Below are 19,285 nucleotides of genomic sequence, written 5' to 3'. Positions count from 1 at the left end.
CCCACCTGCTCTCCACGGGAGTGAAGCGCAATGAGTGCATCGCAAGGAAAGGCCGCCAGTCCGTTCCGGCAGCCCAAGGCCGTCTGGGCCGTGGCGTTCGCCTGCGTCATCTCGTTCATGGGCATCGGCCTGGTCGATCCGATCCTGCCCGCCCTGGCAGACAGTCTGCACGCCACACCCAGCCAGGTGTCTCTGCTGTTCAGCAGCTACCTGATCGTCACCGCGGTCGCCATGCTGATCGTCGGCTGGGTCTCCAGCCGGATCGGTGCCAAGCGCACCCTGGTCATAGGTCTGGCGATCATCGTCGTCTTCAGCGCGCTGGCCGGCGCCACCGGTTCCATCAACGGCATCGTCGGCTTCCGCGCCGGCTGGGGCCTGGGCAATGCCCTGTTCATCGCGACCTCGCTGGCCGTCATCGTCGCCTCCGCCAGCGGCGGCTTCGGCGGCGCGATCATCCTGTACGAGACCGCTCTCGGCCTGGGGATCGCCGTAGGCCCCCTGCTCGGCGGCGAGTTGGGCAGCATCAGCTGGCGCGGCCCGTTCTTCGGCGTCGCCGTCCTCATGGCCATCGCGCTGGTAGCGACCCTCGCCTTCGTACCCAACCTGCCCAAGCCGAAGCGGCCCACCTCACCGATCGCGCCACTGAAGGCGCTGCGCCACCGCGGGCTGCTGACCATGGGCATCATGGCCCTGCTGTACAACTGGGGCTTTTTCACCATGCTCGGCTACGCCCCGTACCCGATGAAGCTCGGCGCCCATCAGCTCGGGCTGGTCTTCACCGGCTGGGGCCTGCTGGTGGCGGCCTTCAGCGTCTTCTTCGCCCCGCGTCTGCAGGCCCGGTACGGCACCGCCCCCGTGCTGTACGCCAACCTGTTCGGCCTCGGCATCGCCATGGCCCTCATCGCCGCCGGTGTCGCCACTCCCACCGTGGTCATCGTCGCCGTCATCGTCAGCGGCGCGTTCATCGGTATCAACAACACCCTCACCACCCAGGCCGTCATGCTCGTCTCCCCCGTCGAGCGGCCCGTGGCCTCCTCCGCGTACGGGTTCCTGCGGTTCATCGGCGGCGGCCTGGCCCCGTACGTCGCCGGCAAGCTCGCCGAGGCCACCGATCTGAGCGTCCCCTTCTACCTCGGCGCCGCCACCTTCCTGCTGGCCATCCCCGTTCTGGCCAGCGGCCACCGCCTGCTCCGCCGGGCCGAGGCCGGCACCGGTGACAGTGCGCCGGTGGCCCCGGCCCTCACCCCGGTCGGCATCCCGGCCTCGACCGACGCACCTCGCGTCATCGTCGCCGTCGGCGGCCACGACAAGGCCGCGGCCATCGTCGACGCGGCCGTCCGCCTCGCCCGCGACACCGGCAGTCCGCTGGAGGTCGTGCACGTCCAGCAGACCGCCGTGGTCGAGGAACAGGCCGTCGACACCGAGACCGACGACCGGGCCCGCGCCGCCGTCACCGCGCACCTCGACCGGCTCGCCGGCCTCGGTGTCGCCGCAACAGGCCAGATCCTCACCAGCGTCGGTGACCACGCCGCCGCCGGCCGCGTCCTCGCCCAGCACGCAACGGACGTCCACGCCCGCACCGTCGCCATCGGGCGCTCCCCGCGCGGCCCCCTCACCCAGTTCGCCGACGGCAGCTTGACCACCGCCCTCACGCACAGTGCCACCTGCACGGTCGTACTCGTCGACCCGGACAGCGCACCGCGGCCGCTGACCGAGCAGTCCCTCACGGAGCTGCGCAACAGCCCCGCGTGAGGGTCGGCACCACAACACCGATGCGGGCCGCGGTGCGTGCTCCGCGCCGCGGCCCGTTGTGTTGTGTGGTGTTGTCGAGTGCGGTGGGCGGCTCGTCACTCGCCCTGCGACCACGCGGCCACCGGGAGCGAGAGGTAGACGCCGAACTCGCGGAGTCCGGTGGCCGTTTCGATGGCGCGGTGCAGCCGGTCCGTGCGTTCCTGGCGGTTGGCGGCCCGGCTCTCGAACCACTTCGACCGCACCTCCACCACCACGTCCAGCCCGCTGCGGTCCAACGGCCCCAGCCGCCGGAACCGGATCTCCACATCGCCCGGTTGCAGGTCTCCGTCGTACGGCTCCTCGGGGCACTCCACCGCCTCGGAGACCAGATGCGGCAGCACCGCGGCCAGTTCGCGGAGGGTCTCTTCGGGGACATGCGGCGCGTAGGTGACTTCGATGAGAGGCATCGGATCACTGTAGGTCGTACGGGCTACGCCCGCGGGAAACGCTCCGGGCGGAACGGTTGCTGCGTCGGGTGCTCGGTGCCGGGGACGATGCGTGGCACGGCGTCGCGCAGGGCGCGGGTGGCGGGGTGCCGCGGGTGATGCAGCACGTCGGCGAGGGCGCCTTCCTCGACCACCCGTCCGCCGTGCAGCACGATCACGTGGGCGCAGAGCTGTTCCACCACCGCGAGATCGTGGGAGATCAGCAGGCACGACAGTCCGTGCTCGGTGCGCAGCCTGCGAAGGAGGCCGAGGATGCGGGCCTGGACGGTCGTGTCCAGCGCGCTGGTGGGTTCGTCCAGGACCAGGAAGCGCGGCCGCACGGCCAGCGCGCGGGCGATCGCCGCCCGCTGGCGCTGGCCGCCGGAGAGCTGGTGTGGGAAGCGCGCGGCGTGCTCGGCGGCCAGACCCACGTCGGCCAGCAGCTCAGTGACGCGCCCGGCCTCGGCGCCGCGCGGCACCATCCGGTGTGCCCGCAGCACTTCCGAGATCGCCGCGCCCACGCGCATACGCGGATCGAGGGCGCCCTCGGTGTCCTGCACGACGATCTGTACGGCACGCCGGTACGGGCGCGACCGCCGCAGCCGGCTGACGTCGACACCGCCGAAACGCACCGTCCCACCGGTCGGCGCCACCAGGCCCAGCAGGCACCGGGCCACCGTCGACTTGCCCGAGCCGCTCTCCCCGATCAGCCCCAGACCGTACGGGCCCTCGGGCAGCGTGAGGCTCACGCCGTCCACCACGGCCGTGCCGCCGTACACCACGGTCAGTTCGCGCGCCTCGAGCACCACCGGCCGTCCCTTCACCGCACCCGTCGATGCGTCCTACGCCGTTCCCTCGTCCCTCTCCGTCCCCGTTCCCGCCTCCGTCCCCGCCCCGTCCGCGGGGCCGGATCCCGACGGTCCGCCCAGCCGTGGGGCCGCGGCCAGCAGTCGTACGGTGCGGTCGGCCCGGGGCGCGGCGACCAGGTCGACGGCGGGGCGGTCCTCGACCACCCGTCCCTGGTGCAGCACCGCGATCCGGTCGCAGAGCCCGGCCAGCAGCGCGAGGTCGTGGCTGATGAAGAACACGGCCGTACCGTGCGCCGCGCGCAGTTCCGTCAGCAGTGTGCAGATCTGCGCCTGGGCCGTCACGTCCAGCGCGCTGGTCGGTTCGTCGGCGATGAGCAGCCGCGCCCTGAGGGCCGAGGCCAGAGCGATCGCCACCCGCTGGAGCTGGCCGCCGGAGAGCTGGTGCGGGGAGCGGGCGAGGTGCCCGGCGGGCAGTCCCACTCTCTCCAGCGCGGCGGCGGCACGGAGCCGGGCCTCGGCGCGGGTGCATCCGTGCAGCCGCAGCGTCCGCAGCACCGTCGCGCCCACCGGCAGGACCGGGCTGAAGGCGGCCGCCGGGTTCTGCGGGATCAGCGCAAGGGTGGAGCCGCGCAACTGTCGCAGTCGCCGTTCGGGCGCCGACAGCAGCTCCTCCCCGGCCAGCCGGACGCTGCCGGTGACGCGGGCGCCCGCGCGCCGCGAGAGCCCCAGTACCGTCAGCCCGACCGTCGTCTTCCCCGCACCGCTCTCCCCCGCCAGCCCCAGGAACTCACCCTTGTCCAGAGCCAGTTCATCGACATGCACCGCGGGAGCACCGGCCGGTCCGAACTCGACGCGTAGATCCCGCAGTTGGAGCCAGGCGGTGTCACGGGCGGCGGTCATCGCCGGGTCCGTCGGAGGGGCTGGGGGACGTGCCGGGGGTCGAGGCGGTCGCGCAGTGCGTCGCCGAGCAGGAAACACACCGCCGCGACCAGCATGATGGCGAGGCCGGGGAAGGTGCCGACCCACCAGTGTGTGGTGAAGTAGTTCTGCGACTGCTCCACCATCAGGCCCCAGTCGGGCGCCGGAGGCTGCGGGCCCAGTCCGAGGAAGGACAGTCCGGAGGCCACGAGCAGCACTCCCCCGACATCGGTCGACGCCTGGACCAGCAAGGGCGTCGAGGCGTTGGGCAGGATGTGGCGGACCAGAGTGCGCCGGTGGCCGAGGCCGAGCGCCCGGCACGCCTCGATGTACGGGCGGCCGGCGACCGATACGGTCTCGCCGCGCACCAGCCGGGCGTACCACGGCCACCACGTCACAATGAGCGCCACGGTCAGGCCCACCGGTCCGGGGGCCAGCACCGTGGCCAGCGCCAGTGCCAGCAGCAGGGCGGGCACGGCGAGGAAGACATCTGTCAGGCGCATGAGGACCTCGTCGATCCAGCCGCCGAAGTAGCCGGCCACCAGCCCTGTCGCGGTGCCGAACAGCAGGGAGACCGCCACCACGGCCACCGCGACGACCGGGCCGATGCGCGCGCCGTACAGCACCCGGGAGAGCACGTCGCGACCCAGTTCGTCAGTGCCGCACCAGTGGGCCGCGGAGGGCGGGCGCAGGATGCGCGCGGTCTCGGTGGCACCGGTCGCGTCCGCCGGGTACGGGGCCAGTACGGGCGCGAGCAGTGCGACGAGGACGACGAGCACCACTCCACCGGTGGCGAGGACCAGTGCCGTTCGACCGCCCCGGGAAGCCCGTGTCATCGCCCACCACCTCACCGCAGGATGACGCGTGGATCGAGGGCCGCCTGCGCCAGGTCGACGGCCAGGTTCGCGGCGAGGTAGAGCAGCGCGACCAGCAGGGTCACTCCGACGACGGCCGGTACGTCGAGGGACCGCACCGCGTCGGCCGCGTACCGGCCGAGCCCCGGATAGTCGAAGACCGCCTCCACCAGGAAGGTGTTGACCAGCGAGTACCCGAAGACCAGCGCGTTGAGCTGGAGTACCGGATTCCAGGCGAGCCGCAGGGCGAACCGGCCGAGGACGGCGCGCTCGGGGAAGCCGAGGGCGCGCACCATCTGGATGTGGGGCTCGCCGACCGTGTCGAGGAGGCTCGCCCGCACCAGGCGGGTGAGGACGGCCGCCGGGTAGCAGGCCACCACGAGCGCGGGCAGCACCAGGTGGTCGAAGAGGTCGGCGGCCGCCGCCCCGTTCCCGGTGAGGGCGGCGTCGAGCAGTGGCAGCCCGGTGAGAGTGGTCACGGGGTGCGCGGCGAGCACCGCGCGGTCGTGGCTGCCGGCGATGGGCAGCAGGCCGAGCCGGCTCGCGAAGAGCATCTGCAGGAGGAGCGCCAGCCAGAACACCGGGATCGAGGCGCCCAGCAGCGCACCGGCGCGTACCAGCACGTCGGGGGCCCGGCCGTGCCACCGCGCGGCGACCAACCCCGCGGGAACGCCCACGACCAGTCCGACGAGCAGGCCGGCGAGCACCATCTGCAGGGTGTTCGGCAGCAGGGTGAGCAGATCGCCCAGGACCGGGCGGTGGGTGCGTACCGACAGGCCCCAGTCGCCGCGCAGCACTCCGGTCACGTACGCGACGATCTGTTCCACGACCGGGCGGTCCAGTCCCAACTGCTCGCGTATCCTCGCCCGTTCCGCGGCCGAGGCCCGCGGCCCCGCCCAGACCCCGGCCGGGTCGCTGGGCACCACCCATGCGATCAGGTACGTCAGCGCCACCACTCCGACGGCGACCAGGGCCGAGAGCACCGAACGGCGGGCTGCGTACCGGAGCACCGGCAGACCACGGGCGTCGCCGGCGCGTTTCATGTCCACCCCCGGCCTAGTGGTGGGTGAGGTCGTGGAAGAACACGACGTTGGCGTACGCCGGGTTGTCGACGAATCCCTCGACGTCGCTGCTCAGCACCCGCTGGTAGGTGCCGGTGCCGAGGAAGAGCACCGGCGCGTCCTCGATGAGGATCTCCTGCATCGTGCGGTAGGTCCGCGCGGCCCGGTCCGGGTCCGTGGCCGTGAGCGCGCTCACCCGGTCGATGAGCCGGTCGAGTTCGGGGTTGGAGTAGTAGGCGAGGTTGTAGGAGATCTCCTTCTCGGTGCGGAACACGTTGCGGAAGTACGACAGCGGCTCGGGGTCGTCCGGCCACCACCACATGACGAAGATGTCCTGGCGCTCGTCGGGGTCCTTCTTCTTGGCGCGCGGCCATTGCGCCGACGACCAGGTCAGGCCCTTGACCCGGAGGTCGATGCCGAGCGGGCGCAGCTGTGCCTTCATCAGGTCGCCGGCGGTGCGGACGGTGTCGTCGCCCGCGGGATAGGTCATCTCCAGCTCGATGGTGCGGCCGCTGCCCGGCCCGTACCCGGCCTGCCGGAGCAGCTTCCGGGCGCGGGCGCGGTCGCCCGGCAGGTCCAGAGCGGTGGTGTGTCCGAGCAGACCTTTGGGGATGGCGCCGTCGGAGGCGATGAGTGCGCCCCTGCTCGCGGTGACGATTTCCCGGTAGTCCAGCGCGTTGACGACCGCTTGGCGTACGCGGCGGTCGTCCAGTGGCTTCTTCTCGGTGTTCAGCAGGCCGATCAGGGTCTGCCACGAGGGCCGTTCGCGTACGGTGAGGTCCGGCCGGCCGCGCAGTGTGTCCAGGAGCTGCGGCGGCAGCGCGGTGGCGTAGTCCCCCGCGCCCGAGCTCATGAGCTGTGCCGTCGTGGACGACTGGGGCACCGCCCGGAAGACGACTTTCTTGTAGCGGTTGCCTTTCCATCCGCCCCAGTAGTCCTCGAAGGCGGTCAGCTCCAGCTCGTTCTCGCTGCCCGGGTTCCACGCGGCGACCGTGTACGGGCCGGTGCCGCGGCCGGTGGCGCGGTAGTCCTCGGCGTCGTCGGACACCTCGTAGACGTAGGCCGCGTAGGTGGCGGAGGCCACGACGTCCAGCGGTGCGGGACGGGACAGCTCGAAGCGGACCTGCCGCGTCCCGATCGGGGTGATCTTCTTGACCGGGTCCCATACGTAGGAGGCGCTGGCCTTCAGCTTCATGGTGCGTTCGATCGACGCCTTCACCGCCTCGGCGGTCAGTGGGCGGCCGGAGTGGAAGCGCACGTTGTCCCGCAGGGTGAACGTCCAGGTCCGGCGGTCCTCGGACGAGGTCCACCGGGTCGCGAGCACGCCTTCGGTCCTGCGGGTGTCGGCGTTGTACCGGGTGAGCGTCTCGTACACGTTCGACAGGGCCACTACTTCATCGGAGTAGGAGCGCGCCGGGTCCCACTCGGTCACCAGGCCCGTGGCCGACAGGTACACGAAGGTGTCGTCGTCGGCCGCTCGGTCGTTCCCTCCGGAGCAGCCGGCCGCCAGCAGCGACAGGATGATGACGGCGACCACTCCGGCCGCGCGGGGCCGGGGGCGGCGGTGCGGGGGCAGAGAGCCCAGGAGCAGCTGCAACGACATCACCGTGCCTCCCGGAACACACCGGTCAGGGACGTCTGCCGTGCACCGCGCGCGGCGCACGATGGTTGTCAGCATGACACGGAGCCGTCCGGACGGGCAGGCGTCATTGCGCTGTTCCCGCCCGGCCCCTCAGCCGGCCGCGGGGAGGCCGTTCAGGCCGCCTCCGCAGGCCCGTTGCCCACGCGTACCGCTGTGCCGCGCGGCTGGATGTGGGCCGCCTGCCGGGCCCCGAGCCGGTGCCTCTTCCGGCCGGTCGCCGGCGCCCCCGTGAGCGGCCGTGAGCGAGGTACCGGGATCGGCCGTTACCGCGCCGGTTCGGTGACCGCCACCGGCTCCTCCGTCGCCGGCTGCGCCGGTGCGGGCGTGCTGCCGTCCCGCGCCCACAGCGGCTTCAGCCGGTACGTCAGGAGGTACAGGAGCGCGGCGGCGCCGGCCGCGACGAACATGCTCAGGTCGCCCATGTGCGGGAACTCGGCCGCGAACGGGCCGGTGAAGAGGGTGGACCGCCAGAACGGCACCGAGGCCAGCACGCCGCCCGCCCAGGCGACGAGTCCCCAGTTCAACACCCGCTTGCGGTCGTACAGTTCGGCGATGCGGGCCGGGTCGTTGCGTCCGCCCAGGTAGTAGTCGAGCAGCAGCACGGTGGCGAAGGGCGCGATGAAGTACGCGGTGAGGTTGAGGAAGACCGCGAACTTGTCCTCGGTGCCGGCCTCGCCCCACAGGCTGATCACGTAGGCCAGCGCGCAGATGACGACGACGGCCTGGGTGCGGCTGACGGGGATCTTGAGGGTCTGGACGGAGATCGCGCCGCCGTAGACGTTGAGGAAGTTCTGCGCGAGCGCGGAGAGGGTGATCGCGATCAGCGCGGGCACGGCGAACGGCCCGGCCAGCTGGTGCAGCGCGGTGATGGAGTCCGCACTGGTGGCGTGGCCGCCCACCAGGACACCCAGGATGCCGAGCCAGCAGATGGTGACGAAGTTGCCGAGCCCGGTGTACAGGGTCGTACGCCGTACGACCTTCGGGTTGTCGGGCAGGTAGCGCGAGTAGTCCGAAGCGAAGGGCGCCCAGGCGACGAGGAAGGAGAGGAAGCCGGCACCGAAGGTGATCCAGCCGCCGGTGGCGCCGGCGTAGCCGGAGGCGTGCGGGTCGGCCTCGAAGGTGCCGGCGCCGCGCACCAGCGCCACGACGGTGATCAGCAGGAACAGCGGGGTGAGGACGTAGGTCAGCATCCGCTGCAGGAAGTTGATCATGTTGTAGCCGTAGATGGCCACCACCACCTCGACCGCTGTCAGCAGCAGTGCGCAGAGCCAGAACGGCAGGTGGGTCAGCTCCGCGAACGCCTTGCCGCCGAGGATGACGGTGACGGCCGCCCAGCCGACACCGGCGAAGACGTTGATGTAGGCGACGGGCAGGAAGTTGCCGAAGAAGCCGAGCGGGCCGCGCGCCTGGATCTGCTGCGGCACACCCAGCCGTACCCCCATCCGGGACATCACGGCCATCAGTACGGAGCCCACCGCGGCACCGGCCACGATCGCGGTGACCGCGGCACCGAAGCTCAGGCCGAAGCCGGCCGCACTGAATCCCAGCAGGATGATCGGGAAGTTCAGCCCGGCGGCGAACCACACGAAGAACTGCGAGCTGGATTTGCCGTGCCGTTCGCTCTCGGGAATGTGGTCGACCCCGAAGGGTTCGACCTTCGCGACCGCGCTGCCGTACAACGGCGCCGAGGCGTCGTGGGTCATGACGATGCTCCTGGGAACGGAGAAGAGGGGTTCTTCAGAGGGGGAGGGAAACGGGTCCGAAGGTTTCACCAGGGCAAAGCTGCCGGCTGCGAGATGTCGAAGAACCCGTCCGCCACTGTAGACCAGCGGAGCGACGTCGTGGTAATGCGCAAAAACGCTGCGGAGAGACCCGTCCGGTGCCTCACCTTCCGGTGTCTCACATGAGGACCGCGACCGTGCCCGAGACACCGCCGGCGGTACGGGCCGCCAGCGCACGGTTCAGCTCGGCGAAGGGGTACGTGGTGGCGTTGAGCCGCAGTGTGCCGTCGCCGAGCTCGGTCAGCAGGGTGGCGAACACCTCGTCGGGGACATGGCGGCGGACCATGTTCATCGGCAGCAGGCTCACGTCGGCGGCCAGCAGGTTGGGCAGGTCGACGGTGAGGGTCTTGCCGGCGACGTAGCCGATCATCACGATCCGGCCGCCGGGCCTCATGGCGGGCAGGAGGGCCGGGACGGTGTCGCCGCCGACGGTGTCCAGCACCACATCGATCCCCCCGTCCGCCGCGAGGCGCCGCAGCGTCCCGGCGTCCCGGCCCACCACGACCTCGGCCGCGGCGGCGGTCACGCTCGCCGCTTCCTCCTCTGTGCGTACGAGGGCGATGACATGCCCGCCGGCCCGCGCGGCGAGCTGTGCGGTCAGCGAGCCCACACCACCGGCCGGCCCGGTGACCAGGACCCGTTCCCCGGCGCGTACCCGGCCGACCGGCTCGGCGGCCGCCCACGCCGTGGTCAGGGGCGAGTAGCAGGTGGCGGTCAGCGCCGCGTCGACGCCGGCGGGGATCGGGCGCAGCGCCGACGACGGGAGGACGACCTGTTCGGCCCAGGTGCCCGGACGCTCCAGGCCGACCCCGCCACCGCGGATCAGCACCCGCTCGCCCACGAGCGACGGGTCGCCCGCGAGCACCGTGCCGGTGCCGGCCGTGCCGGGGGTGAAGGGCAGCTCGGGGCGGTAGGCGAAGGTGCCGGACATCACGGTGAGGTCCAGGTGGGTGACCGCTGCGGCTTCCACGGCGACCACGGCCTCGCCGTCCGGTGCCGCCGCCGGCCGCGCCGTCTCCTCGATCTCGACGGTCGTGCCCCAGGTGTGCAGACGGGATACCAGCATGTCGAACCTCTTGCGCTTCTCGGTGGCCGACCCGGCGTGCCGCGGGCGGACGCCGGGCCGTGTGCGGTGCGTGCGGCCTCCGGTGATCCTATGGGGCGGGGTCCCCGGCGGAACGGGCCGGTGCGACGCCGCGGGCGGACTGCTCGACGGCGTGGCCGAGCGAGAAGAGCCCGTCGAGCCGGTCGGGGTGTCCGACGAGCTGCAGCCCCAGCGGCATGCCCCGGCCGTCCCGGTGGCCCGGTACGGCCACCACCGGCAGGCCGAGGAGCTGCCACGGCCGGCTCAGCACCGGTGATCCGGTGGCCGCCAGGCCCCGTGGCGCCGGGCCGGGGGCCGCCGGGCCGAGAACCGCGTCCACCTCGGTGAGCAGCGTCAGCAGCTCGGCGCGGCCCCGCTCGGCGACGGACCGGGCGTGCCGGTACGCCGTTTCCGGAATGGTGCGGCCGTCCGCGAGGAGCTGGTTGAGCGGTGCGCTCAGCCGGTCCGGCGTCGCGGCTTCGTCGGCCAGCGCACGGGCGGCCTCGTACGCCATGACGGTGGCGTGCGCCTCGGCGAGCCCGGGGGTGCGTGCCGCCCAGTCGATGTCCACCAGCTCCGCGCCGCGGGCGGCGGCCTGCTCGGCGGTCCGGTGCAGGGCCGTCCGCATGTCGGCGGAGATCTCGGCCAGTTCGGTGCCCTGCCACACCGCGATCCTCGGGCGCACCGGTGGTTCGGGCGGGCCGGCCGGCCCGTCTCCCCCGGTCAGTGCCCGGTGGGCGAGGCGCAGGTCGGCAACGGTCGGGGTGAGCAGGCCGACCGTGTCGAGGGTGGGTGACAGGCCCACGAATCCGGTGGTGTCGAGGGATCCCCCGGCCGGTGCCACGAAGCCCGCGACTCCGCAGTAGGCGGCCGGCCGGGTCAGTGAGCCGGCGGTCTGGCTGCCGAGGGCGAGGGGCACCACGCCTGCCGCCACGGCGGCCGCCGAACCGCTGGAGGAGCCGCCGGGTGTGTGCGCGAGGCCGTGCGGGTTCCTGGTGGGGCCGGGCGCGAAGTAGGCGAACTCGGTGGTGACCGTCTTGCCCAGGGGTACCGCACCGAGCTGCCGGAGCCGGGCGACCAGCGGCGCGTCGGCCGCCGCCGCTCGGCCCCGGCGCAGCGGCGAACCGCATTCGGTCGGGAGTCCGCCGACGTCGATGATGTCCTTGACGCCGAACGGGATGCCGTGGAGCGGTCCCCTCGCCGGTGCGCTGTCGAGCTGCCCGGCGGCGCGCAGTGCCCCGTCCCGGTCCACGCGTACCCATGCGCTGATGCGCGGTTCGGTCTCGTCCAGCCGTTCCAGCGCGCCGGTGAGCGCGTCGTTCGCGCTCAGTGCGCCCGTGGCCGTCCCCGCCGCGAGCGCGTGCAGGGTGGGGCCGTGCCGTACTGCCGACATGTGTGGTGGTTCCTTTCCCATGGCTCGGTCACAGCTCCAGTACGAGGCGGCCCGCCCTGGCCCGGGACACGCAGGTCGCGATCCGGTCGCCGGCCGCCTTCTCCTTGCGGGTCAGGCAGTTGTCGCGGTGGTCCGGCACGCCGTCGAGCACCGGGAGCACGCAGGTGCCGCAGATTCCCTCGCGGCACGAGGTGTCGAGGTCGATGCCGGCGTCCGCCAGCACCTCGACGATGCTGCGGCCGGGCGGGACGTGGAACACCTCTCCGGTGTCCAGTTCCACCTCGAACGCGTCCCCGCTGTCGGCCGTCGGCTCCAGGGGCTGGAAGTGTTCGACGTGGACCTGGTCCTCGGGCAGGGTGCGGGTCGCCACCTCGACGACGCGGTGCATGAACTCCTTGGGGCCGCAGGTGTAGACGTGGGTGCCGGCGTCCGCTTCCGACAGTGCGTCAGCGAGGGCGGCGGGCTGTGCGTCGCGGGCCAGGCCGAAGTGGAACGCCACGTCGGAGGCGAACTCCGGGCCTTCCAGGAGCGGTACGAAGGCGGCCTTCTCCCGGCCGCCGGCGAAGTAGTGCAGCCGGTACGGGCTGCCGCCGCGCCGCAGGTGGTACGCCATGCCGAGCAGCGGGGTGATGCCGATGCCGGCCGCGATCAGGAGGTGCCGGGTGGCGGCGGGGGCGAGGCGGAAGAGGTTGCGGGGTTCGCTGATGAGGAGTGGGTCGCCGGTGGTGAGGTCGTCGTGCAGGGCGGCGGAGCCGCCTCGGGAGGGGTCCTCGCGTTTGACCGCGATGAGGTGGGAACCGGTGTCGTCGGGCGGTCCGCACAGCGAGTACTGCCGGGTGATGCCGCTCGGTCCCAGCACGTCCACATGCGCCCCGGCCTCGTACGGTGCGAAGGGGCGGCCGTCGCTGCGCCGCAGCCGGAAGACCTTCACCGTCGCGGTCTCTGCGGTGATCTCGCTGACCGTGGTGCTGATCATCGTGTGTTCTCTCCCGCCTACAGCAGGAAGCCGGACGCGTTGACGGCGTCCTCGGAGTTGACCAGCCGGACGACCTTCTCCTCGATCAGCGGCTCGGGCCCGTCCAGCCGGATACGGTGCGTCACGTCGGCGGCGAGTACGAACGTCTCCTCGCGCCGGTGGCCGACCAGGACCTGCGCCGAGCCGAGCCGGACGGTGTCCTCGTCGCGGTGTTCCACGACGAACCGGGACAGCGTCCGGACGGTGCGTGCGGCGGCGGTCGCCGAGATCGAGTTGCCGGAGGTCAGCCGCTCGATCCGCATCCGGCGCATCCGGTCGTCGTCGTAGACCATGTTGAGCGTGGCGGCGAAGTCCTCGGCCCGCGGGTCGACGGGAATCACGTAGTGGCCGCCCGGCGCCCACAGCCGGTCCCACGCGTGGTACTCCTTGCGGTCCAGCAACTCCGCTTCGTACCAGACCAGTTGTATCGCCGCGGCGGTGCGCGGGTCGGTGAGGAACGGGGTGCCGAGGACGGGTCCGGTCTCAGCGGGCATCGGTCATCATCGCCTTCCACATCGCGTACGCCTCGCGCATGCCGGTCTCGTCGGTGGCGTGCGAGACCCGTCCCTTCCCGTCGTCCCGCTGGTCGTCGCGCTCCCGGGAGAGACCGCGGTTGACCAGGATCGGCAGGCCGGGGCCGGCCGCCGCGCCGCGCTGCACCCGGTCCCAGGCCTCGGAGTCGTCGGGGCTGCCGAAGCCGAAGGGGCCCTGGAAGTGCTCATGGATCCGCAGCCGCTCGCGGTTGACGCTCTCCGGGCCGCCGTCGAGCCCCAGCGCCAGGTGCCGGATCTCCGTCTCGGTCGCGGAGACCGGGCGCAGCACCCGGAAGAAGGACATCGACATGGCCACGTTCGGGAACAGGTTGAGGTTGAAGCCGGCGCCGTGCATGGAGCGTACGAGGCGCCGCACCTTCGCCGGCTCGAAGTCCCGCGACAGCTCGTCGACGAGGTGGCTGAAGCGCTCCTGGAGCTGTTCGGTGCCGTCGTCCTCGTCGAGGTCGACGTGTTCGGGCACCATGATCATGACGCTGTGCCCGTTGCCGAGGGAGTGCGTGACGGCCTTCTCGTCGGTCATGAAGGACAGCATGGTCGCGGTCTCGGCGTCCACCGAGGACATCCACGACCGGTGCACGATCGGGAAGTGGTAGCCGTCGGTGGTGTTCTCCAGCTGGATCTTCCAGTTGCCGCGGAAGCGGAACTTGTGCTCGCCCTGCACCTTGATGGGGTATCCGGCACCCTGCTTCATGAACAGGTCCATCCAGTGCCGGGCCGGGCCGAGGAAGTCCGCCAGCGGTTCCGCCTCCGGGTCGAAGCTGGCGAAGACCATGCCCGCGTAGCTGTCGGTCTTCAGCCGGTGCAGCGGGAAGTCCTTCTTCTCCAGGACGTCCTCGTAGCCGTCGGGGTACGGGATGCCGCGGAGCTTTCCGTCGAGCGCGTACGACCAGGCGTGGTACGGGCAGGTGAAGCCGTTCGCGTTGCCCTTGGGCGTTTCGCAGACGCTCGCGCCGCGGTGCCGGCAGCGGTTGAGCAGGACGTTGATGCCGCCGCGGCGGTCGCGGGTGACGATCACCGGCTGGCGGCCGACGGTCGCCGTCCTGAAGTCACCGGCCTCGGGGATCTCGCTCTCGTGGGCCACCCATACCCAGGTGCGGTGGAAGATGCGGTCCATCTCCCGCTCGAAGAGGTGCGGGTCGGTGTAGAGGGACACGTCCACCCGGTCGGGGTGGACCAGGCCGGCGATGCCGGTGTCGCCGGGGCCTGCTGCTGTCGGTGTGTTCATGGCGTCATTCCTCGGTGATCCGTGGGTGAGTCATGGGGTTCGGCTGTTTCGTCCCACTCGGCGTCCGCCGTCCAGTAGTCGCTGCCGTCGGCGCGGATGCCGTGGCGCCACTCGGTGGTGCGCCGCAGGGCGGGTTCGACGGCCGCGCAGGCGGCGTCGGCGCCCGCCGGGCCTTCCTCGGCGGCTCCCCAGTGCACCCAGTTCAGCTCCCTGCCGTCGCTGTCGTGCAGGAAGAGGTCCACGTGGTGCCAGCCGTAGTAGCGGATGTCCCGGTAGCAGGTGAGGGCCATGCGCCGGCCGTCCGGTGCGGTCATCGCGCCGTCTCCCGCGGTGGGGCCATGCCCAGCTCCGCATCGAAGAGGCGTTCCGTACGGAAGTGCGCGATGCGGGCGGCGTTCCCCTCGATGCGGAACGTCACGTCCAGCCTCGCCACGACGGCTTCGGCCGCGCCGGAGGTGTACCGGGAAAGCTGCTGCATCAGCCACCTCCCCCGGACCTCGCCGGCGTGCCGGCCGGTCCATGCCGTACCGGGGTGGAGCAGGTGCACGTTGGCGCGGAAGTGCGGATGGGGCGGGAGGTGCGCCGCGACCATCTCCGCGATGGCCTCGGCTCCGGTGGTCCGGCCGAACCGGGCGCTGTAGAGCGGGCCGACGCCCTCCCACACGGCGTCCGGGGTGAACAGGTCCACCAGCCGGCCGGTCGCGTCCGGCGGCGGGGGCACGTCGCAGAGCTCCAGGTACCGGGTCAGCGCGTCCTGCGCCAAGCGCTCGGGCGGCGGTGCGGCGGCGGTGTTTCCGGTGGTGTCTACGGCTGGGGTTGGGCGCATGCGGGAGCGGCCTCCTTGCGGTGTTCGGGGTGGCGGCGGTGGGTTTCGGGGGCGGCCGCCACGGCGATGACGGTGACCACGCCCATGCCGATGAGGAACAGCGCGATCGGCCAGGACGCGCCCGCCCAGGCGAGCAGTGCGGTGGCGACGAGGGGGGAGAATCCGCCGGCGACCATCGAGGCGAGTTCGTGTCCGAGGGCCACTCCGCTGTAGCGCACCCGGCTGTCGAACAGCTCGGTGAAGAAGGCCGGCTGGGTGCCGATCATGGCCCCGTGGCAGAGGACGACCGCCACGAACACGGCCACGAACACCAGGACCGGGTCGCGCGAGTCGAACATCGCGAAGAACGGGTAGGCCCACAGGATCACCCCGGCCGCGCCGCCCAGGTAGACGGGACGGCGGCCGATGCGGTCGGAGAGGGCTCCGAAGGCCGGCATCGCGAACGACTCGCACAACATGCCCACCATGACCGCGGCCAGCACCAGATCGCCGTCCAGCCCGATCGTGTCCGCGTAGGAGAGGCTGAAGGTGAGGAAGATGTACAGCGCGCCGTTCTCGGCGATGCGCGCGCCGAAGGCGATCAGTACGGCCCTGGGGTGGGTGCGGAGGACTTCGACGAGGGGCATCCTGGGCGGCTCGGGTGCCGATGCCGTCTGCCGGGCCGCCGGTGTGTCCATGACCCGGAGCCGGATGACCAGGCCGACGACGGTGAGCAGGATGCCGGCCAGGAACGGGATCCGCCAGCCCCACGCGAGGAAGGACGCGCTGCTGGTGGTCGCCCGGACCACCGCGTACGCCGCGGCGCACAGGACGAATCCGAGGCCGACGCCGGTCTGGCTCCAGGCCGAGTAGAAGCCGCGCCGGTGGTCCGGCGCGTGCTCACTGACGATCAGTACGCCGCCGCCCCACTCGCCGCCGACCGCGATGCCCTGCACGATGCGCAGTGCCATCAGCAGGACGGGCGCCCAGACTCCGAGGGTGGCGTAGCTCGGCAGCACGCCGATCAGGAAGGTCGAGACACCCATGATCATCAGGGTGATGACCAGCATCGACTTGCGGCCGAGGCGGTCGCCGAAGTGCCCGAAGACGGCACCGCCCAGCGGCCTGGCGAGGAAGCCGGCCGCGTTGGTGCCGAAGGCGGCGATCGTCCCCACCAGCGGGTCGAAGGTGGGGAAGAAGAGGGTGTTGAACACCAGCGCGGCGGCCGTGCCGTAGAGGAAGAAGTCGTACCACTCCAGCGCGCTGCCGACCAGACTGGCGACCGCCGCTCTGCGCACTTCGCGCGGGGCGCTCCTCGTTTCTGCCATCTCCGCCTCCACCTGTCGCTGCCGTGCCCGGGAGCCACGTCCGGCTGCCCGGTCAGCTGCTCAGGGATTGTTCGCGACGGCTGGGAGGGAGGAAATGGCGTTGGACCGCTGACCGGACCGGAACTTCACGCCGTTGGCGCCGTTGCCGGTTTTCCGGTCCGTACGGTGGCGGCCCGCGCCGCTCAGTCGGTGGCGTACGCGGAGTCCCGGGTCAGCGCGCGGCCGGCCAGCCGGACCACGGGGGCGAGCCGCGAGACGTCCAGGCGGTCGACCGGGCCGACGACGGTCAGCGTCGCCACGGCGACACCCGAGGCGAGCACCGGGGCGGCGACCGCCCCGTAGCCGGCGACCAGTTCCTGGCGGTCGACGGCGAAGCCCTGCTGCCGTACCCGTTCCAGCTCGGCACGGAGCCGGTCCGGGTCCGTGATGGTCCACTGGGTACGGCGGCGCAGCGGTGCGGCCAGCACGCGCCGGTGGATCTCCGGGGCGCCGAAGGCCAGCAGCACCTTGCCCGAAGCGCCGCAGTGGAACGGCACCCGGCCTTCCACCTGAGTGACCGTGACGCCGCCGCCGCGCTGGCTGAAGTATTTCTCGGCGAAGAGGACGTCCTGGTCGCCGGGGAACGCGAGCACGGCGGTCTCCCGGGTGGTGAGCGCCAGGTCCTCCAGGTGGCGCGCCGCGCTCAGGCGGAGCGTCCTGGCCTGCGGTACGCGCTGTCCCAGCTCGAAGAGGAGGGGGCCGAGGACGTAGCGGCGGCCGTGCCGGTTCAGCAGGCCGACGCCGGTCAGCTCGGTGGCCACCCGGTGGACGGTGGTCTTCGCGAGGCCGGTACGCCGCGCCAGTTCGGAGAGGCCGAGCACCGGTGACGCGGTGTCGAAGGCGGCCAGGATCAGCCGCACCTTCCGCAGCAGGGAATCGTTCTCCGGTCCGGCCTGCGCCACGGTCGCCCTCTTCTCCTCGCGTCCCCGCTCCGGCCGCGGCCCGAGCGGGGAGGTGCCAAAAATGAGCATCGTTGCAGCTGACAACGGCTCACGGAACACCTGCGAAGAGACATGCGGCCAGGGCGGTCAGTCGTCGACGGCCTCGGTGACCTCGGCGAGGTCGACGAACTTGAAGCCGGTGGCGGCGCGGTCGCCGTCCGCCGGGGCGTCGTGCCCGTCCTGGACGACGAGCAGGCCGTGCGGATACCGGGGGCCGAGCGGCGCGTTCAGCGCGGCGGCGCCGTCGCACTCCTCGGAGCCGTCGAGGTCCGGCGAGGCGGCGGTGATCCGGAAGCCGCCCTCGTACTCGTTGTCGTCGCTCCGCTCGCGGTCGTACGCGGCGAAGGTGTTGTCGCCCTGGCTGGAGGCGAGCAGGTGACCGTCCCCGTCGGGCTCGGTGAGCAGCGTCAGCCCCTCGACGTCGGCGGAGAGCCGGGTGCCGCCGTAGCCGGGGTCGTCGCCCGGGGCGCACTCCTCGGTCTCCGGGTCGTACCGGCCGGGCACACCGTACTCGCGGACCTTGTCGACGAGTTGCGGCTTCGCGGTGAGGTCGGCCGGCAGCCGCCAGATCCCCACGTCCTCCTGGCCCGCGTAGAGAGTGTGGTCGCCCGGGTCCACGACCATGCCCTCGACCTGGGGAAGCTCGCCGGGCTCTGCGCAGGGCGTCCACGAGTCGCCGTTGGGAAGCCGGAAGGCGGCGGGCAGGTCCAGCGTGCGGACCCGGTGATAACCGACCTTGCCGTGTGCTGTGGCGGTCAGCTCCAGCAGCGCGAGGGTGGTGCGGTGGCGCCGGCTGACGAGCGCGTACGACCGGCCGGTCGCGGTGTCGGTCCAGGTGGCCAGGCCGTAAGCGGTCTGCTGCGCGTTGACCTCGTCCTGGTCCGCCGAGAACACCGGCGGTGCGGCGGGGTCGGTGACGTCGGTGAGCGGGCCGCCCGGCCGGTCGCGGTCGATGCGGTAGAAGCGCAGTGTGTCGTGACCGCGGTCGGTGGTCACGGCCAGGTCGGTACGGCCGGCCGGCAGGCGCAGGCCGTGCACGAGGTCCACGTTGTTGAAGCGGCCCGGGGCGTCGTCCGGTCCCGGCGCAGGCGGTGCGGGGACGGACTGCACGGGCCTGGCGTCGAGGTCGTAGACCCGCAGTCCGCCCTCCTTGGCCGTGGCGATCACCAGGCTGCGTGCCGGTGCCGCGGCGTTCCGCCAGATCGCCGGGTCGTCCGCGTCGGCGTTGCCGCCCGCCTCGTCGTCGTACAGCGCGGCCGTCTCGGCCCGGGGCGGGACGGCGGGCAGTGCGGTGGCGCCGTGGCCGCCGGCCTCGGCGGGCACGGCCGCGGCGAGGGCGACGAGGGTGGTACCGAGTAACAGGGTGATCGGTCGGGCGAGCGCGGATCTGCGCATGCGGACGCTCCTCACAGGATCGGGGACATGTCACGTGCGTGCGTAAGCCTGCGGTGCGAGGGCGGCCGGTACATGACGAAGTGCGGTCCACCGTCCGATCGCGGCGTGAGCGCGTGATGAATCAGGCGGCCGCGAGCACCGCCCGGAGTGTCCTCACCACCGAGTTGCAAGAGCAGGACGGCCCCGGTGGGCAGGTGGGAGGCCCCGCTCACCGGGGGTTCCGAC

18 protein-coding genes are annotated in these 19,285 nt (G+C 72.1%); 1 reads left to right on the top strand and 17 read right to left on the bottom strand.

Features of this window, described 5'->3' with window-relative positions; genetic code table 11:
- Window positions 1-30: 30 nt before the first annotated feature.
- Window positions 31-1,752 (top strand): MFS transporter, encoded by a 1,722-nt coding sequence (locus ACZ6WH_RS02240; RefSeq protein WP_469725320.1) that lies wholly within the window; start codon window positions 31-33, stop codon window positions 1,750-1,752.
- 95 nt (window positions 1,753-1,847) lie between these two features.
- On the opposite strand, the gene ACZ6WH_RS02235 is transcribed toward ACZ6WH_RS02240, so the two are convergent.
- From ACZ6WH_RS02235 to ACZ6WH_RS02155, 17 genes are all read right to left on the bottom strand, one after another.
- Complete coding sequence (locus ACZ6WH_RS02235) at window positions 1,848-2,198, bottom strand: hypothetical protein (protein WP_432850304.1); 351 nt, start codon at window positions 2,196-2,198, stop codon at window positions 1,848-1,850.
- A 23-nt stretch (window positions 2,199-2,221) separates the two neighbouring features.
- Window positions 2,222-3,025 (bottom strand): ABC transporter ATP-binding protein, encoded by an 804-nt coding sequence (locus ACZ6WH_RS02230; RefSeq protein ID WP_469725319.1) that lies wholly within the window; start codon window positions 3,023-3,025, stop codon window positions 2,222-2,224.
- 33 nt (window positions 3,026-3,058) lie between these two features.
- Entirely contained in the window at window positions 3,059-3,925 is an 867-nt protein-coding gene (locus ACZ6WH_RS02225) for an ATP-binding cassette domain-containing protein (RefSeq protein WP_469725317.1), read from the bottom strand.
- A complete protein-coding gene (locus tag ACZ6WH_RS02220; RefSeq protein WP_469725315.1) occupies window positions 3,922-4,779 on the bottom strand; it encodes an ABC transporter permease in 858 nt (285 codons plus the stop codon). The genes ACZ6WH_RS02225 and ACZ6WH_RS02220 overlap by 4 nt, the downstream gene beginning before the upstream one ends.
- Before the next feature lie 11 nt (window positions 4,780-4,790).
- Window positions 4,791-5,840, bottom strand: a complete 1,050-nt coding sequence (locus tag ACZ6WH_RS02215; protein ID WP_469725313.1) for an ABC transporter permease — start codon at window positions 5,838-5,840, stop codon at window positions 4,791-4,793.
- A 13-nt stretch (window positions 5,841-5,853) separates the two neighbouring features.
- Window positions 5,854-7,461, bottom strand: a complete 1,608-nt coding sequence (locus tag ACZ6WH_RS02210) for an ABC transporter substrate-binding protein (RefSeq protein WP_469725312.1) — start codon at window positions 7,459-7,461, stop codon at window positions 5,854-5,856.
- A gap of 302 nt (window positions 7,462-7,763) precedes the next feature.
- Window positions 7,764-9,203, bottom strand: a complete 1,440-nt coding sequence (locus ACZ6WH_RS02205; RefSeq protein ID WP_469725310.1) for a purine-cytosine permease family protein — start codon at window positions 9,201-9,203, stop codon at window positions 7,764-7,766.
- Between the two features lie 196 nt (window positions 9,204-9,399).
- A complete protein-coding gene (locus tag ACZ6WH_RS02200) occupies window positions 9,400-10,347 on the bottom strand; it encodes a quinone oxidoreductase family protein (protein ID WP_469725309.1) in 948 nt (315 codons plus the stop codon).
- 88 nt (window positions 10,348-10,435) lie between these two features.
- Window positions 10,436-11,758 (bottom strand): amidase, encoded by a 1,323-nt coding sequence (locus ACZ6WH_RS02195; protein ID WP_469725308.1) that lies wholly within the window; start codon window positions 11,756-11,758, stop codon window positions 10,436-10,438.
- Window positions 11,759-11,786: 28 nt separating this feature from the next.
- On the bottom strand, window positions 11,787-12,734 hold the full coding sequence (locus tag ACZ6WH_RS02190) for a PDR/VanB family oxidoreductase (protein ID WP_469725306.1): 948 nt from the start codon (window positions 12,732-12,734) through the stop codon (window positions 11,787-11,789).
- 17 nt (window positions 12,735-12,751) lie between these two features.
- On the bottom strand, window positions 12,752-13,267 hold the full coding sequence (locus ACZ6WH_RS02185) for an aromatic-ring-hydroxylating dioxygenase subunit beta (RefSeq protein ID WP_432850321.1): 516 nt from the start codon (window positions 13,265-13,267) through the stop codon (window positions 12,752-12,754).
- Entirely contained in the window at window positions 13,257-14,552 is a 1,296-nt protein-coding gene (locus ACZ6WH_RS02180; RefSeq protein ID WP_469725304.1) for an aromatic ring-hydroxylating oxygenase subunit alpha, read from the bottom strand. The genes ACZ6WH_RS02185 and ACZ6WH_RS02180 overlap by 11 nt, the downstream gene beginning before the upstream one ends.
- Window positions 14,549-14,866 carry a hypothetical protein gene (locus tag ACZ6WH_RS02175; RefSeq protein ID WP_469725303.1) on the bottom strand — a complete coding sequence of 106 codons (318 nt, stop codon included), beginning with the start codon at window positions 14,864-14,866 and terminating at the stop codon, window positions 14,549-14,551. Before ACZ6WH_RS02175 ends, ACZ6WH_RS02180 begins: the two co-directional genes overlap by 4 nt.
- On the bottom strand, window positions 14,863-15,378 hold the full coding sequence (locus tag ACZ6WH_RS02170) for a nuclear transport factor 2 family protein (protein WP_469725302.1): 516 nt from the start codon (window positions 15,376-15,378) through the stop codon (window positions 14,863-14,865). The genes ACZ6WH_RS02175 and ACZ6WH_RS02170 overlap by 4 nt, the downstream gene beginning before the upstream one ends.
- Window positions 15,357-16,685, bottom strand: a complete 1,329-nt coding sequence (locus ACZ6WH_RS02165; RefSeq protein ID WP_469725301.1) for an MFS transporter — start codon at window positions 16,683-16,685, stop codon at window positions 15,357-15,359. Before ACZ6WH_RS02165 ends, ACZ6WH_RS02170 begins: the two co-directional genes overlap by 22 nt.
- A 182-nt stretch (window positions 16,686-16,867) precedes the next feature.
- Window positions 16,868-17,695 (bottom strand): IclR family transcriptional regulator, encoded by an 828-nt coding sequence (locus ACZ6WH_RS02160; RefSeq protein WP_469725300.1) that lies wholly within the window; start codon window positions 17,693-17,695, stop codon window positions 16,868-16,870.
- A 57-nt stretch (window positions 17,696-17,752) separates the two neighbouring features.
- The gene (locus ACZ6WH_RS02155) at window positions 17,753-19,060 is read right to left on the bottom strand and encodes a phytase (protein ID WP_469725298.1); all 1,308 of its coding nucleotides are present in this window, start codon (window positions 19,058-19,060) and stop codon (window positions 17,753-17,755) included.
- Between the last annotated feature and the right edge of the window lie 225 nt (window positions 19,061-19,285).

The sequence above is a fragment of the Streptomyces sp. NPDC050806 genome (assembly GCF_055586425.1).
The sequence above is the reverse complement of the archived record's forward strand: the minus strand, read 5'-3'. Positions and strand labels throughout refer to the sequence as shown.